We start from the raw sequence: 15,343 nt of genomic DNA on the forward strand, positions 1-15,343 counted from the left end.
ATGCGCGCATTCGAGCTGGCTGCATCGCAGCCTTGGCTAATGCTGCCCGAGCATCTGGAGAACCTGCTGGCCATCGCTGAGCGAATGGGTGACCCCCAAGCGCTGGTGACCCGCGAAGGCGAGCGCTTGAACAAGGCCCGCACGGTGACTGTTCGCAACGGCGTGGCCATCGTGCCTGTGATCGGCCCCATCTTCCGTTACGCGAACCTGTTTACCGAGATCAGCGGAGCCACCAGCACCCAGGTGCTGGCCACGGACATTCAGCGGGCGCTCGACGACCCGGCAGTCCGCAGCATCGTACTGAACATCGATAGCCCGGGCGGTGTGGCATCTGGCATCAACGAGCTGGCCGAGCTGGTGTACGAGGGGCGCAATCGCAAGCGGATCGTTACCTATGCCGGGGGCTACCTGGCTAGCGCTGCGTACTGGATCGGAAGTGCTGCCGAGGAAATCGTTGTCGACGAGACGGCGATGGCCGGGAGTATCGGCGTCATCGTTGAGGCGGTGGTTCAGCCCGATGGACCAGACAAGCCGAAGCGCTACCAGGTGGTCAGTCGCAACGCCCCGAACAAGCGGCCTGACGTCACCACCGAAGAAGGGCGCAAGAAGATCGGCGAGACCGTCGATGCCCTGGCTGAAGTCTTCGAGAACAAGGTGGCCCGCAATCTCGGCGTGGCTGCTGAACGTATCCCGGAAATGGGTGACTACGGCGGCCTTCTGGTCGGCGCCGCGGCGGTGAAAGCCGGCCTCGCGCACCGACTTGGCAGCCTGGAAGCCCTGATCACTGAACTGGCCAAACCGGCCGCAACCCAACCGAGGAAAGCAAGTATGAAAGTCGTGAAGACCACGGCAGAGCTGCGCGAGGCGCTGGCCAGCGGCATCGACCCGAACACCATCGAAGTGGCCAGTGCCGGCGCCGAGGAGATCCAGGCGGCCCGTACCGACGCGGCTGTCGCTGAGCGCAAGCGTATTCAGGGCATCAGCGCACTGGCCAGCAAGGGCTTCGAGAAGGAGGTGGCTGCTGCCATCGAAGCCGGTACCAGTGTCGAAGCGACCGCCCTGCAACTGCTCCAGGCGGCCTCTGATCGCGGCATTACCCTCGCCGGAATCGTTGCCGACTCCACCGGGGCCTCGGCCTCCACGCCGGCTGGCGACGACGCGGCCAGCAAGGAGCGTGGCGCTGCGGTATCCGCCATCGTGACCGGTGCCAAGCGCCGCTAAAAGGAGATCCGCCATGTACGAAGTTCAACGCAATACCTACGTCCCGGACCAATTGGCGGCCGGTGATTTCCCCATTGCCACCGGCTCCGGTGTGATCGCTGCCGGCCAGGTACTCAAGCGCGGCGCGGTGCTGGGCCGGGTCACTGCTTCGAAGGAGTACAAGCTGTCGGTTGCCGCCGCCGACGATGGCTCCCAGGCGCCGAGCGCGGTTCTGCTGGAGGCCGTCGATACCTCGGCAGGTGCCAAGGTCGCGCCGCTGCAACTGACCGGCGATGTGCGTTTCGGCGCGCTCACCGTAGGCGAGGGCCACGGGCGTGACAGCCTGGTCGATGCTCTGCGCCCGTTCTGCCTCTTCGTTCGCTGATAGGAGTTCAACCAGATGACCGATATTTTCGACTGCCGCACGATGCTCGATGCGGTGGAGCAGATGGTGCGGCCGCGTACCTTCCTGCGTGACCTGTTCTTCAATGGCGCCAACCCGGTGACCTTTGGTACCACTGCGGTGGATATCGATATCGTGAAGGGCACCCGCAAGATGGCTCCGTTCGTGCATCCCCGCCTACCGGGGAGCCTGTCGCTGCGCTCCGGCTACCGGAGCACCACCTACAAGCCGCCGTACATCCAGCCCAAGCGTGAGACCACCGCGGAGCTGATCCTGAAACGTTCGCCTGGCGAAAACCCGTTCGCTACCAAGTCCGCGCTCCAGCGGGCCGGCGAGCAATTGGGCAAGGATCTGGCGGATCTCGACGACGAGATTACCCGTCGTGAAGAGTGGATGTGTGCCCAGGCGCTTACTACCGGCAGCATCAATGTGAAGGGCGAGGGCGTCGATGATGTTATCGACTTCCAGATGGAAGATACCCACAAGGTGACGCTGGCCACCGGCAAGTGGGGGGCCAGTGGCGCCGACCCGATTGGCAATCTGCGGACTTGGAAGCGCCGCATTGCCAAGGATTCCGGGCGCACAGCGAACGTGTCGGTGTTCAGCGGCGAGGCCCTGGATGCGTTCCAGAACGACGAAAGCGTCATGAAAAAGCTGAATACCCGTCGCGTCGACCTGGGCATGATCAACCCCGAGGAACTGCCTGATGGCGTTACGTACCTCGGCTATCTCAACGATCCGGGGTTGGATCTCTACGGCTACGATGAGTGGTTCGTGCCCGACGATGGCGACGAGGAGGAGCAGCCGATGATCTCGGCGGGTGGCATCATCCTGGGCTCGACCAACACCCGTAACGCGATGTTGTACGGGGCGATTCAGGATCTCGACGCCATCGAGAGTGGCCTGGTCGAGGCGTCGCGCTTCCCGAAGAGCTGGACGACCAAGGAGCCGAGCGTGCGCTGGGTGAAGCTCCAGGCTGCTGCGCTGTCCGGCCTGCTGGAGCCGGATGCCTTCCTGTTCGCGAAGGTGGTGTGACATGGCCGCCGCAAAGTCGAAGTACATCGTCATTAAGGGGTGCGTGCAGGACGGGCGCGATATCTATCGGATGGGCGAGCCCTACGAACCGGCCAGCACGGAGCTGCGGGAGGAGTTGCTGGCTGCGGGCGTTATCGGTCTGGCCAAGGACCACGCCCAGGCGCAGAGCGGCGAGGACGGCGAATAGCCATGCGCTTTCATGAGCGATTCGCTGATCTCGATGCGCTGCTGTTCGATGAGCTGGGCGACCCTGCCCATTTCGAAGGGCGGGCAGAGCCTGTGCTGGGGGAGTTTACCGCCCCATGGCAGGCTCCGCGCATGGGTACCGCGCCGCTTCCATTGCGTGAGCCGCGGTTCACCGTTCTGGCCAGCGATGCGGCGAGCGTGGAGGTCGGGCAGGGAATCGTCGTGGATCTCCCTCCGCCAGACGGCGGCGCCTATATCGTCGTGCGGCGGGAGCCTGATGGCACTGGCTTAGTCGCGTTGCTGCTGAGGAGGGACTGATGGCTATCGGTACCACCCATCGGGTGACCGCGCGAGGCGGTACGCTGAACGTCCAGCCGAAGGCCGCCGATATGGCGGCCTTCTCGACTCTGGCGGCGGCGTACCCGAAGGCGGCTATGAACGCGCAGCGCCGGGCGATCAACAAGACGCTCGGTTGGCTGCGGACGCATATCGCCAGGGCGGTCGGCCAGAAGGAGCGCATAGCGGTTCGGGCAGTGCGGCAGCGGCTGATCGCGTATCCGGTGCGTGGCTCGGGTAGCCAGGGCAAGCTCTGGTTTGGCATCAACCCCATCGAGGCCAGCCGAATCGGCCGGCCTCGTCAGGGAAAGGCGGGGGTGACGGTGGCCGGGCGAACCTATCGCGGGGCCTTCTATGCCCGTGTGTACGGGGGCGAGCCAGATATCTGGATTCGAACGGCCAGCCCGCACTTCGACCCGAGCGATTACCCGGCCAGCGACGTTCGATCGATGGCCTACGGTCGCCGCGGTTCGATGGACGCGGACATGTACGGCCGCTTTCCCTTGGCCAAGGCAAAGGTGCTGCTGGACGACGTGCGTCCGCTGTTCGATGCCTGGGCCAAGCGGGCCGACCAGAAACTGCTTGAGTTCGCCCAGCGCGAACTTGCCTACGAACTGCACAAGCTGACCAAGGGAGGCGCGCGTGGCTGACTTCGTGCTGCTCGACTTCTACCGAGCGATTGAGGCAGAGCTGAACGCATCGCTCGCCGGTATGCGCTCTATCGCGTTCGATACGCAGATCGAGGACCGGATGCCAGCGCCGTGCATCCTGTTGGAGGTGTCGGAGTTCGAGCCGAGCCAGGATCCCGACCAGGGCACGGGCGAGGTGGGACTGACCTTGCATGTGCAAGCCCGGATCGTCGTAGGCCGGGAGCGCGCGGAGAACCGCACCAAGGCCCTACAACTGGCAACCCAGCTTGCCCATCTGCTGCGGGACCAGACATGGGATCTGGACGATGTTTCGCAAGCCGAGTTCGTCCAGGCCGGCGAGGACTACACGAAGCCTGAGCTGGACGCCTTCTGTGTCTGGCTGGTGGAGTGGACGCAAACGGTCTATGTAGGGGCCGAGGAGTGGCCCTGGAAGGACGAGTCTGGCGAGGAGCTGCTGTTCGGCATCGATCCCGACACTGGTCCCGGTCATGAGGGGGACTACTTCGCGCCCGAGGATATCCCGCTATGAGCTACGCGACAGCGGAACATGACCGCATGATTGCGGCGATGATCAAGCCGTGCGTGGTTGCTGCGGTGGATCTCGCGGCCGCTCGGGTGCGCGTGCAGGCAGGGGCTTGGATCAGTGGCTGGGTGCGCTGGCATAGCCTGGCCGCCGGCACGGCGCGGCACTGGCGAGCGCCGAGCCTCGGTGAGCAGGGTGCGCTGATCAGCCCTAGCGGCGTAGCCGACATGGGAACGTTCATTCCCGGCCTGTACGGCGTCGCCGGCGACCAGCCCGACAACCGCGAAAACGTGGAGGTCTGGCGGTTTCCCGATGGCGGCTCCCTGGTCTACGACTGGCAGGCGAAGAGCTACGCGGTGACCCTCCCGGCAGGTACCTGCACGACGACCGTTGGCGGCGCCTCGGTCACCGTCACCCCGGGTCAGGTAGTCGTCCAGGCCGGCGAGATCCTGCTGGCTGGCAAGGTCACGGTGGCCGGCACGCTGCACGTCACCGGCAATATCACCAGCGGCGGCTCGATCATGGACACCACCGGCAACAGCAACCATCACACACACTGAACATAACCCAACGCTGAGCCCGCCTTGTGCGGGCTTTGTCGTTTCTGGAGGGGCCAATGGCCAAAGCCAAGACTGAAGAAGCGGAAGCCGTCCAGGCGCCGGTTCAAGATCATCCGACGCCCGAGTTGCCGGTGACGTTCATCGATCAGGCCTACCGACAGCGCACCCTGATCATGCCCGGCGGCGTGACGGTGCAGGTGCGCAATAGCGAGGTCGTCGCCGACACCGAAGAGGTGTTCGAGTGGTTAGTGGCTCGCGCGGAATTCGTTCGTAAGTAGGGGTGATCGATGATTGGGCTGGATCGACGGACCGGGCAGCCGCTATCCGGCGTGGCCCACTTGAAACAATCCATCGAGGACATTCTGACTACCCCGTTGGGCACCCGGCGCATGCGCCCGGAGTACGGCAGTAAGTTGCGGCGCCTGGTCGATCTGCCGGTGAACGACGGTTGGAAGAGTGCCGTGCAAGCCGAGGTCGCGCGGGCGCTTGGCCGGTGGGAACCTCGGCTGCGCCTGGAGCGTGTCCGGGTGGTGGCGGTCATGGGTGGGCGGATCGATCTGGAGTTGGCCGGGGTGTACCTGGGTGACTCCGTAATGCTGGAGGTCAGCGCATGAGTACCGTAGATCTGGCCTCACTGCCGGCGCCCGAAGTGCTGGAGCCGTTGGAGTTCGAGGCGGTTTATGCCGAGGAGCTGGCGGATTTCAGGGCTTACATGGGCGACCAGTGGAACGCTGCGCTGGAAAGTGACCCGGTGGTGAAGCTGCTCGAACAGGCAGCTTATCGTCGAATGCAGAACCGCGCTCGGGTGAACTCGGCGGCCAAGGCGTTGTTGCTGGCCTATGCCGAGGGTAGCGACCTTGACCAGTTGGCGGCGAACGTCAAGCTACAGCGCCTGGTGATACGGGAGGCCGACGAGTCGGCGGTTCCGCCGACCGAGCGGGTGATGGAGGACGACGCCGCGTTGCGGGAGCGCGTACAGCTAGCCTATGAAGGCCTGACCACCGCAGGGCCTCGGTCCAGCTACATCCTGCACGCGCGCAGTGCGTCGGCCCTGGTCGGGGACGCGACGGCCGAAAGCCCCAGGCCGGCGGAGGTGGTGGTTACCGTGTTGCACGTCGAAGGGCAGGGGGTCGCCGATCAGGCGTTGCTCGATACCGTCTATGCCCGACTGAGTGATGAGGATATCCGGCCGGTCGGCGACCGGCTGACGGTGCAGAGCGCCGAGGTGCTGCCGTACAGCATCGATGCGGTGGTGTACATGGAGGGCGTCGGGTCGGAGAACGAGGCGATTCTTGCCGAGTGCCAGCGTCGGATAAACGCCTGGATCAATCCGCGCCGTCGCCTGGGTGTCGAGGTGTCCCGGTCGGCGATTGACGCCCAATTGCATATCACCGGCGTTCGCAAGGTGGTGTTGAACGGTTGGGTCGATATCGTGCCGACCAAGGCTCAGGCGGCCTACTGCACGTCCGTGAAGGTCGTACAGGGGGACGCATGAGTCAGCTACCGAGCAACGCGACCGATCTGGAGCGCGCCCTGGAGTTCGCGACGGACGAAGAAACGGACGTGCCTCTGCGGCTGCTGGTCAACCCCGATACCTGCCCGGAACACATCCTGCCGTGGCTGGCCTGGGCCTGGTCAGTGGATCGCTGGGACAACGAATGGTCGGTGCCGACAAAGCGGGCAGCAATCCGCTCTGCCTTCGAGATCCACGCGAGGAAAGGCACTATCGGCGCGCTACGTCGGGTGGTCGAGCCAATTGGCTACCTGTTGACGGTGACCGAGTGGTGGCAGACCGACCCGCCCGGCGAGCCCGGCACGTTCTCCATCGAGGTTGGCGTGAGCAGCGGCGGTATCACTGAAACCACCTATCGCGAGGTGGAGCGCCTGCTGGATGACGCGCGGCCGGTCAGTCGCCATATCGTCGGGCTCGACATTCGCTTCGAGCCCAAGCTTCAGGTCTTCACTGCGGTTGTAGAAACCGATGGTGACATCTTGGATGTATTCCCGAGGTTCATTCCATGAGCAAGCAATACGGGGGCTTCCTTACCGACAAGGGGGCTGCCAAGCAAATCGAGGCGGCGGCTGGCGGGCTGCGGCGTGACATTACCCATATGTTGATTGGTGATGGAGGAGGTGCGCCCGGGGAGACTCCTGATCCGGTCCCTAGTCCGTCGCAAACCGCGCTTATCCGACAGCGCTACCGGGTCAAACTAAACCGGTTGGTAGCGGCCGAGGATAGTCCTAGCGTGCTAGTGGCCGAAGCCATTCTGCCGCAGGAAGTGGGGGGCTGGTGGATGCGCGAGCTGGGACTGGAGGATTCCGATGGCGACCTGATCGCTGTAGCGGATTGTGCGCCTAGCTACAAGCCGTTGGTCAGCGAGGGGGCGGGGCGAACCCAGACCGTCCGGTTGCATATCGCAGTCAGCCACGCAGAAATCGTTAACCTTCTGATCGATCCCAATGTAGTTACCGCGACGGTGGCAGATCTGAATAAGGCCCTGTTGGAGGTTCGGGCGATCAATGATGCCACTGGGCAGATGACGCTAGAGCAGGGCGGCGGTATTACACTGCCTTTATCCTTGAGTCCGACGGGGGTTGCTCCTGGTACCTACCGCAGCCTCACTGTTGACGCGAAGGGCCGAGCAACCAGTGGCAGCAATCCTACTACCCTGGGTGGCTATGGCATCACCGATGCTCTGGCGAAGAGTGAGGCGGTGGAAGAGCCAACACCGCACAAGCTGCTACGGCTCAATGGCGCGGGCCAACTGCCGGCGTCGATTACCGGTAATGCAGCGAGCGCTACGAAGCTGACGTCGGAGCGGGTTCTTGCGTGTAGCGGTGCTGCAACAGGCAGCGCAGTATTCGATGGAACACGGGACGTTTCCATCGCGCTGACCCTCGCAGATAGCGGAGTGGTGCCCGGTGTCTATCCCAAGGTGACAATCAACGCCAAAGGTTTGGTGACAGCAGGTGCATCGTTGTCCGCCGCTGATATCCCAAGTTTGGATTGGAGCAAGATCAACAGCGGCAAGCCCAATACGCTGGGTGGCTATGGCATCACCGATGCCCTGGCGAAGAGTGAGGCGGTGGAAGAGCCAACACCGCACAAGCTGCTACGGCTCAATGGCGCGGGCCAACTGCCGGCGTCAATTACCGGTAATGCAGCGAGTGCTACGAAGCTGACGTCGGAGCGGATTCTTGCGTGTAGCGGTGCTGCAACAGGCAGCGCAGTATTCGATGGAACACGGGACATTTCCATCGCGCTGACCCTCGCAGATAGCGGAGTGGTGCCCGGTGTCTATCCCAAGGTGACAATCAACGCCAAAGGTTTGGTGACAGCAGGTGCATCGTTGTCCGCCGCTGATATCCCAAGTTTGGATTGGAGCAAGATCAACAGCGGCAAGCCCACTACGTTGGCGGGCTACGGGATTACCGATGCGCTGAACGCAGGATTCAACAGTCAGAGTCCAATTTTCTATTCGGCGGTGGCAGGCGATGGGCTCGCGCAAGCCGCCATCCAAATTCGTGAAGCCGAATTGATTGGCGCGAACGGGCGAATTTACAAATATGCGCCGCGACTCTGGTTTCACTGGAGCGGCGTATACGCGGGCGACCTCGGGATGAACGATGTTGGAAATCTGCTTTGGCGCGGGAGTCCAATCTACACTGCGGCGAATCTGGATCTCTCGGTGTATGCCCGTGTCTCGCATACGCACGATGCTAGCCAAATCACTTCAGGGATTCTCCCGGTACATTTGGGGGGAACGGGCGCGAATAACTCCACGGGGGCAAGGGAGAGTCTTGGAGCCGGTGTACCTTCGACCGCGTGGCTCTATTCCACCGGCTGGTGGCGGGATAACGACACTGGATTTATCCGCCAGTGGGGGCGCGTGACGGTAGCGGGTGACGGGACGGCGACTATCACGTTTCCGATTCCTTTCCCGAACGAATGCCTAGGCGGTTTCGCGGGTCAGACCGCCTATTTCCATCCGGGCACCGACGCGAGCACCGCGTTCTATGGACAGACAACGACAGGGGCGACCCTCGAAAATAGCTATCAACTCCAATCCGTATTGTTCTGGGAGGCATTCGGTCGATGAGTTCCAGTGACTATGTTTTCTCGCCGTCTGCGGTGGCGTTCTATCCCGTTTCGTTGCGGAAGGTCTACGAGGAAGGCAGCGGTTGGCCGCTCGATGCGGTGCCGATCAGTACAGCGCTCTATGAGCGGATATTGGCCGGGCAGGAGTCCGGTAAGCGAATTTCCGTCGATTCCTCTGGCCTTCCAATGTTGGTCGATCCTCCCCCGCCAGACGAGCAGCGGCTCGTCGCGCGGGCTCGTGCATGGCGCGACGCACAACTAATAGTGACCGATGGCCTAGTGGCGCGGCATCGCGACGAGCGCGAACTCGGCAAGCTGGCCACCTCCCTGTCGTCTGAACAGTTCCGCGAGGTAATGAGCTACCGCGAGGCCCTGCGCAATTGGCCGGACGACCCGGCATTCCCCGACCCCGCCTCCAGGCCGGCGCCGCCTGCCTGGCTGGCCGAAGAAGGCACCAACTAAACCCCGCCCTAGTGCGGGGTTTTTCATTCTAGGAGATCTACCAATGAGCTTTTTCCATGGCGTCACGGTAACGAATGTGGACGTGGGCGCGCGGACCATTGCTTTGCCCTCCAGCTCGATCATCGGTCTGTGTGACGTGTTTACTCCGGGAGCTGGAGCGACCGCCAAGCCGAACGTGCCGGTCCTGATCAGCAGCAAGAAGGAAGCGGCAGCGGCGTTCGGGATCGGTTCGCCGATCTACGCTGCGTGCGAGGCCATCTACATGCGCGCCCAAGCTGTCATCGTGGCGGTCGGTGTGGAAGCGGCGGGCACGCCCGAAGAGCAGGCCAGCGCGATCATCGGCGGCATCAACAGTACCGGCGAGCGTACCGGCCTGGAGGCGCTGCTGGACGGCAAATCGCGTTTCAACGCTCAGCCGCGGCTGTTGATTGCGCCTGGGCATTCCGCACGGCAGGCAGTGGCCAGTGCGATGGACGCCCTGGCCGGCCGCATGCGGGCAATCGCGATCATCGACGGCCCGGGCAAGGATGATGAGACCGCCATCGCCTACGCCGCGAACTTCGGCAGCAAGCGCCTGTACATGGTCGATCCGGGGGTGCAGGTCTGGAACACCGAGACCAGCAGCACCACCGACGCTCCGGCCTCGGCCTGGGTGGCGGGTCTGTTCGCCTGGACCGATGCTGAGTATGGATTCTGGGCCAGCCCCTCGAATAAGGAGTTCGTCGGGATCACGGGCACCACGCGGCCCATCGAGTATCTGGACGGCGACCCGACCTGCCGAGCCAACCTGCTGAACAATGCCAACATCACCACGATCATCCGCGATGACGGCTACCGCCTGTGGGGCAACCGCACCTTGTCTTCGGATGCGAAGTGGGCATTCGTCACCCGCGTGCGGACGATGGATATCGTGATGGACGCGATCCTGGCAGGGCACAAGTGGGCGGTCGACCGCTCGATCACCAAGACCTATGTGTCTGACGTGACCGAGGGGTTGGAGTCCTTCATGCGCGACCTGAAGAACCAGGGCGCGGTCATCAACTTCGAGGTCTACGCCGACCCCGACCTGAATACGGCCAGCCAGCTCTCCCAAGGCAAAGTGTATTGGAACATCCGATTCACCGACGTTCCGCCGGCCGAGAACCCCAATTTCCGCGTCGAAGTCACCGACCAGTGGCTGACCGAAGTCCTCGACGCAGCATAAGGAGCGCGCAATGGCAATGATTCCGCAGGTACTGACCAATACCAACCTGTTCATCGACGGTATCAGCTTCCAGGGCGATGTGCCGTCGTTGACCCTGCCCAAGGTCACCGTGAAGACCGACGAGTTCCGCGCCGGCGGCATGGATGGCTCCATCGACATGGACATGGGGCTTGAGCGCATGGAGTCGTCGTTCACCACCAACGGGGTGCGGCGCGAGGCGCTGAACTTCTTCGGCCTGGCCGATGGCACCGCGTTCCGTGGCGTCTTCCGCGGCGCCTTCAAGGCGCAGAAAGGCAAGGTAACGGCGGTAACCGCAACAATCCGCGGCACCCTCAAGGAGGTTGACCCGGGCGACTGGAAGGCCGGCGACAAGGCCGAATTCAAGTATTCGGTGGGTGTCACCTACTACAAGCTCGAAGTCGACGGCCGCGTGGTCTTCGAGATCGATCCCTTGGCGCCGTTGCGGGTTATCAACGGTGTCGATCAACTGGCTGAAACGCGCGCAGCGCTGGGCATTTAAGGAGTGAATATGAAAGAGAAAACCCCCGAGTGGTTGGAATTGCGTGCCACCGGCGCCACGGTCAGCTTGCGTTCCACGGCCGAGGTCAACGGCGTGAAGGTCGACAAGCTGACCCTTCGCGCGCCGACAGTCCGTGACATCCTGGCGTCGGAAGAGCAGGGCGCTGAGACAGAGGCACAGCGCGAGCTGGCCCTGTTCTCGACCCTGGCCGAGGTTGGCCGAAAGGATCTGGAGGGGCTGACCATGGTCGATTACCGGCGCTTGCAAACCGCCTACTTTCGCCTGGTGCAGGACGACGGGGTATAGCGTTCAGCACCACAAGCGCATGGCCAGGCGTCTGGCGGCGGAGTTCCATTTCTCCGTCGCCGATATCGAGGCTATGCCGTTGGCTCGCATGATCTGGTGGCTCAGTGACTGAGCCACTTTCAACCGACAGAGAATCCTATGGCGTCCAATCAACTCTCCCTCGGGCTGCTGATCGGCGGCGCCGTGAGCAGTTCGCTGAATGCAGCATTCCGCACCGTCGAGGGCAGTATCGACCAGCTCCAGGCCAAAGGTCGGGAGCTGGATCTGTTCAAGGCCCAGACCAAGGCGGCGTTGGAGTTGGGCAACACACAGCGCCGCAGCACCTTGCGGGCCTATGGCGAGCAGCAGAGGGTCGGCGCGGCGCTGGAGTCTCAGCATGCAGCAGCCACCGCCCGGCTGGCATCGCTCAATCGCGAGTTGGCTGCGGCGGATCAGGCTCGGACCCGGCGACTGGCTACGCAGTCGACGGAAATGGACCGCCTGCGCTACCTCCAGTGGCAGCTCGCACAAGAGGCCAACCGGCAAGCCGAGGGCGGCAACAAGGGGGAGGCGAAGCGGTTGCGGGGCCAGGCTCAGGCGGCGGCCGAACTGTACAAGCAACGCCAAGCCCAGGCGGCGGCCGACAACAAGGCCGACGCGGAAAAGGTCCGGGGGATTCAGCGCCGGATCGAGGTGGCACAGCGTGAAGCCCAGCAAGCCAAGCGCAGCCTGGCGGACCAGCAAACGGAAATGGGCCGGCTGCGTAACGTGCTGCGAGACAACGCCAGGGAGGCGGGGCGACTCGGCGATGCCTTCCGCCAGGCCGCCCGCGAGGCGCAGGGCATCAAGCTCCAAGCCAGCGGCATGGCTCGCCTGGAGGCCGGGAAGTCCGGTATGCGCTCGACGGTCGGCCAGGCGGTCGCCGGTACTGCCGCTCTGGCTGTGCCTACGAAGATCAGCGCGGACTACCAGGCAATCGTTCGGGATATCGCGATCAAGGCTGGGGTGGCCGGTTCCGCTGAAGAGCGGGATCTGTCGCGCACGGTCATTACCACTTCCCGCGACACCGGGATGGCGCGCAACGAAGTGGCCGATGTGATCAACCAATTGGTCAGCGCGGGCATGGATCTGGACGTGGCGTCGGGGTTCTCTCCGGTCGCGGCCAAGTTCGTGGTGGGGCAGGGCGCCGGCGGCGTGGATACCGCGAGGATGATGCAGGCGCTCCAGCAGAACGCGAAGATCTCCGATCCCAGGGTGATGGAGAAAGCGCTGGAGGCTATCGCCTTCCAGGGGCAGGCCGGCTCGTTCGAGGCCAGTGACATGGCCCGATGGTTTCCCCAACTGCTCGCGGAAATGGGCAAGTTGGAGATCTTCGGCATGGATGCCGTCACGCAACTGGGCTCGATGCTTCAGGTGCAAATGAAGACCGCCGGCGGTGCCGATGAGGCGGCCAACAACCTGAAGAACTGGATGGCCAAGATCGGCTCCAGCGATGTTGTGCGAGCCTACCAGAAGGCTGGCATCGACTATCAAGGCTCGCTCAATACTGGCTTGCAAAGCGGAATGTCGACGCTGGAAGCCAGCTTTGCATTGGCCCAGCAGTACATCCAGCGCACCGATCCAGCCAAGGCCAAGAAGATGGCCGAGGCAACCGCAGCCATCAGCAAGGAGGCGGACCCGGCCAAGGCCAGGGCGATGATGGAGGCCCTGGAGCAGACACTGCGCACCGGCGATATCTTCGCGGATATGCAAGTCAAGGCGGCTCTCACCGCCTACACGCAGAACAAGGCGCTGTACGAGTCGCTGAAGAGGGAATCGGCATCGGCCACAGGCATTCTGGACCAGAACCTGAGGGAGCGTCGGGAGGCCTCAGCCCAGCGCTGGGCTGAAGTCGCCCAGGCCGCGAACGAAGGGATGCGGGCGGTTGGTGACGCGATTCGTCCGATGACTGATGCGGCGGCCGACGCCTTGCGGCCATTGTTCCAGGGGCTTACTCGACTCACCGATGCGGCACCTGGGGTAACTGCCGGAGTCGTGGGCGTCGGTGCCGCGTTGGTCGTGCTCCGGGGGATAGTCAACGCCTGGAGGATTGGCCGTGGCCTGATGGATATTGCCCGGGGCCGCTCGATGATGGGCAATCCGAATATCGTTCAACGTGTGTTCGTGACCAACCCCGGCGCCGGCGGCTTGGGTGGTGATGTGGGCGGTGGTTCTGGTCGGCGTGGCCGGGCAGGTGGTGGTCGCAGTGGGCGCCTCGGCGCCGCAGGGCGCGGTGCCTGGGGTGTGCTCCGGGGCGCTGGGCGCTTCGCCAAAGGGGCGGGACCGCTGGCTCTTGTCGGTGCAGGCCTCCAGGCGGCCGACACCTTCGTGAACGCGGAGACGCGAGACGAAAAGGCCGAAGGCTACGGCGCGGCCCTGGGTGGCCTCGGTGGCACGCTCGCCGGCGCTGCGGCGGGAGCTGCGATTGGATCTGTCGTTCCGATCATTGGAACTGCGATTGGTGGCCTGATCGGCGGGATGATCGGTGCCTGGGGTGGTTCCGAGTTGGGGGCCGCCGGCGGCAAAGCGCTGTTCGGCAGCGGCGGCCTGTTCGGTGGGTCTCCACCGGCAGAGCCCGCGAAGCCCGCTGTTCCGCCTGTCACTGCGGTGGTGGCGGAGCCGGCGAAACCGGCGCCGGTGCCGGTGAAACAAGAGTTCAGTTTCTCGCCGAACATCAGTCTCACTGTCCAGGGGGATGCGAAAGATCCCCAGGCGTTGCTCCAGGCGATCATGCCAGAGCTTCGCCGGCAGCTCGCCGACTTTGCCGGGCAGATGCAGCGGGTGTCCCTGTTCGATGAGCCCAATGTGTAGGAGGGGGAATGCCGTATATCGAAATGATGGAATCCGGCCTGCGCCAAGTTGTGCGGGCCGGGGAGGAGGGGCGTAGGAGTGTCGACGGCATGTTGGCGCCCATCACGGGTGCGGTTTCCGATCTCACGGGCGCTGCCGATGAGCTGTCCACGCTGCCCGGCTTCCCGGCCGGGTTGGGCGACCGGGCGCTGCGACTGACTCGCAGCCTGGGCGTGGCACAGGCAAAGGTGGGTGGCGTCATGAATACCTACAGCAGTGCTGCCCGTGCGCTATCTGGGCTCGATCAGCGGTATGGAGCGTTGTCCGACGCCGTGTCGAAGGTTACCGGGCAGGTCGGGCGGCTCGCCGGCGTTGCCAGTCCCAAGCTGGCCAACATCATCCCGACCGGCTTGCGTTCGAGCATGACGCCGAGTGCGGCCGCCTCCAAGCCGTTTGCGCATCTGCTGGTCATGCAGCCGCGGGACGTGAACAGTAGCCCGTTCTACTTCAATCTCGACACGGCCGCGTTCGATGAACTGCGGAGACAGACGGCGTTTCGTTGGGCAGCTCAGGAACGACTTACCCGGCGGCCGGCGCAACAGGCGGTCGGGGAGGGGGAGGACAAGCTGACGTTGAAGGGGGCTGTCTTCGGTGTTCGGGTCGGCCTGGGGCAAATCGAGCAGCTACGTGAAATCGGGCGGCGCCAGGTGCCGCTCAGCCTGACCACGGGTTACGGCCAGGTGCTCGGCCTCTGGTGTCTGGCGAGTATCGAGGAGGAGCAGTCGGCCCTTGTTCAAGGCGGCGCCCCTCGCAAACAAGCATTTAGCCTGGAGTTTGTCCGCTATGGAGACGATCTGCAGAACGTCTGACGGGGATCTGCTGGACACGCTCTGCGTCCAGTATTACGGGCATCTGGTGGGGACTGTGGAGGCGGTCTACGACGCGAACCAGTGGCTCGCCGATGAGCCGCAGCCCTTCCGGGCCGGCCTGCTGATCGTCATGCCCGAGGTCGAGGTGCCGGTGACCGGCGAGGTGCAGTTGTGGGGCTGAC

At 63.8% G+C, this 15,343-nt stretch carries 20 protein-coding genes; all 20 read left to right on the forward strand.

The window, feature by feature from the left end; translation table 11 throughout:
* The 20 genes from VQ065_RS08700 to VQ065_RS08795 all read left to right on the forward strand — a co-directional run bounded on the left by VQ065_RS08700 (window position 1) and on the right by VQ065_RS08795 (window position 15,342).
* On the forward strand, window positions 1-1,221 hold the full coding sequence (locus VQ065_RS08700) for a S49 family peptidase (RefSeq protein ID WP_031691625.1): 1,221 nt from the start codon (window positions 1-3) through the stop codon (window positions 1,219-1,221).
* A gap of 13 nt (window positions 1,222-1,234) precedes the next feature.
* Complete coding sequence (locus VQ065_RS08705; protein ID WP_014603897.1) at window positions 1,235-1,585, forward strand: head decoration protein; 351 nt, start codon at window positions 1,235-1,237, stop codon at window positions 1,583-1,585.
* 15 nt (window positions 1,586-1,600) lie between these two features.
* Window positions 1,601-2,638 (forward strand): major capsid protein, encoded by a 1,038-nt coding sequence (locus VQ065_RS08710; RefSeq protein WP_023127300.1) that lies wholly within the window; start codon window positions 1,601-1,603, stop codon window positions 2,636-2,638.
* A 1-nt stretch (window position 2,639) separates the two neighbouring features.
* Entirely contained in the window at window positions 2,640-2,825 is a 186-nt protein-coding gene (locus tag VQ065_RS08715) for a hypothetical protein (RefSeq protein WP_023127301.1), read from the forward strand.
* Window positions 2,826-2,827: 2 nt separating this feature from the next.
* Window positions 2,828-3,142 carry a head-tail joining protein gene (locus VQ065_RS08720; RefSeq protein WP_015649052.1) on the forward strand — a complete coding sequence of 105 codons (315 nt, stop codon included), beginning with the start codon at window positions 2,828-2,830 and terminating at the stop codon, window positions 3,140-3,142.
* Window positions 3,142-3,810 (forward strand): hypothetical protein, encoded by a 669-nt coding sequence (locus tag VQ065_RS08725; protein WP_031691624.1) that lies wholly within the window; start codon window positions 3,142-3,144, stop codon window positions 3,808-3,810. The genes VQ065_RS08720 and VQ065_RS08725 overlap by 1 nt, the downstream gene beginning before the upstream one ends.
* Window positions 3,803-4,339 (forward strand): hypothetical protein, encoded by a 537-nt coding sequence (locus tag VQ065_RS08730; protein WP_031691623.1) that lies wholly within the window; start codon window positions 3,803-3,805, stop codon window positions 4,337-4,339. Before VQ065_RS08725 ends, VQ065_RS08730 begins: the two co-directional genes overlap by 8 nt.
* The gene (locus VQ065_RS08735) at window positions 4,336-4,893 is read left to right on the forward strand and encodes a phage baseplate assembly protein V (RefSeq protein WP_031691622.1); all 558 of its coding nucleotides are present in this window, start codon (window positions 4,336-4,338) and stop codon (window positions 4,891-4,893) included. The genes VQ065_RS08730 and VQ065_RS08735 overlap by 4 nt, the downstream gene beginning before the upstream one ends.
* A 56-nt stretch (window positions 4,894-4,949) precedes the next feature.
* Window positions 4,950-5,171, forward strand: coding sequence for a hypothetical protein (locus tag VQ065_RS08740; RefSeq protein ID WP_014603891.1), 222 nt, complete (start codon window positions 4,950-4,952; stop codon window positions 5,169-5,171).
* Window positions 5,172-5,180: 9 nt separating this feature from the next.
* Window positions 5,181-5,507, forward strand: coding sequence for a GPW/gp25 family protein (locus VQ065_RS08745; protein WP_014603890.1), 327 nt, complete (start codon window positions 5,181-5,183; stop codon window positions 5,505-5,507).
* Complete coding sequence (locus tag VQ065_RS08750; protein WP_014603889.1) at window positions 5,504-6,388, forward strand: baseplate assembly protein; 885 nt, start codon at window positions 5,504-5,506, stop codon at window positions 6,386-6,388. Before VQ065_RS08745 ends, VQ065_RS08750 begins: the two co-directional genes overlap by 4 nt.
* A complete protein-coding gene (locus tag VQ065_RS08755) occupies window positions 6,385-6,915 on the forward strand; it encodes a phage tail protein I (RefSeq protein ID WP_031691621.1) in 531 nt (176 codons plus the stop codon). The genes VQ065_RS08750 and VQ065_RS08755 overlap by 4 nt, the downstream gene beginning before the upstream one ends.
* Window positions 6,912-8,993: a phage tail-collar fiber domain-containing protein gene (locus VQ065_RS08760; protein WP_033964221.1), complete on the forward strand. Its 2,082-nt coding sequence runs from the start codon at window positions 6,912-6,914 to the stop codon at window positions 8,991-8,993. Before VQ065_RS08755 ends, VQ065_RS08760 begins: the two co-directional genes overlap by 4 nt.
* Window positions 8,990-9,454: a hypothetical protein gene (locus VQ065_RS08765; protein WP_031691699.1), complete on the forward strand. Its 465-nt coding sequence runs from the start codon at window positions 8,990-8,992 to the stop codon at window positions 9,452-9,454. Before VQ065_RS08760 ends, VQ065_RS08765 begins: the two co-directional genes overlap by 4 nt.
* A gap of 43 nt (window positions 9,455-9,497) precedes the next feature.
* The gene (locus tag VQ065_RS08770) at window positions 9,498-10,658 is read left to right on the forward strand and encodes a phage tail sheath subtilisin-like domain-containing protein (protein ID WP_023107128.1); all 1,161 of its coding nucleotides are present in this window, start codon (window positions 9,498-9,500) and stop codon (window positions 10,656-10,658) included.
* Window positions 10,659-10,668: 10 nt separating this feature from the next.
* Complete coding sequence (locus VQ065_RS08775) at window positions 10,669-11,178, forward strand: phage major tail tube protein (RefSeq protein WP_015649045.1); 510 nt, start codon at window positions 10,669-10,671, stop codon at window positions 11,176-11,178.
* Window positions 11,179-11,187: 9 nt separating this feature from the next.
* Window positions 11,188-11,484, forward strand: a complete 297-nt coding sequence (locus tag VQ065_RS08780; protein ID WP_023107126.1) for a phage tail assembly protein — start codon at window positions 11,188-11,190, stop codon at window positions 11,482-11,484.
* Between the two features lie 138 nt (window positions 11,485-11,622).
* Window positions 11,623-14,313, forward strand: coding sequence for a phage tail tape measure protein (locus tag VQ065_RS08785; protein WP_031691697.1), 2,691 nt, complete (start codon window positions 11,623-11,625; stop codon window positions 14,311-14,313).
* An 8-nt stretch (window positions 14,314-14,321) separates the two neighbouring features.
* Window positions 14,322-15,161: a phage tail protein gene (locus tag VQ065_RS08790; protein WP_014603880.1), complete on the forward strand. Its 840-nt coding sequence runs from the start codon at window positions 14,322-14,324 to the stop codon at window positions 15,159-15,161.
* Window positions 15,136-15,342, forward strand: coding sequence for a tail protein X (locus VQ065_RS08795; protein WP_015649042.1), 207 nt, complete (start codon window positions 15,136-15,138; stop codon window positions 15,340-15,342). Before VQ065_RS08790 ends, VQ065_RS08795 begins: the two co-directional genes overlap by 26 nt.
* Window position 15,343 lies beyond the last annotated feature (1 nt).

The organism is Pseudomonas sp. KBN10P06128, assembly GCF_037574945.1.
GTDB classification, from domain to species: domain Bacteria; phylum Pseudomonadota; class Gammaproteobacteria; order Pseudomonadales; family Pseudomonadaceae; genus Pseudomonas; species Pseudomonas aeruginosa.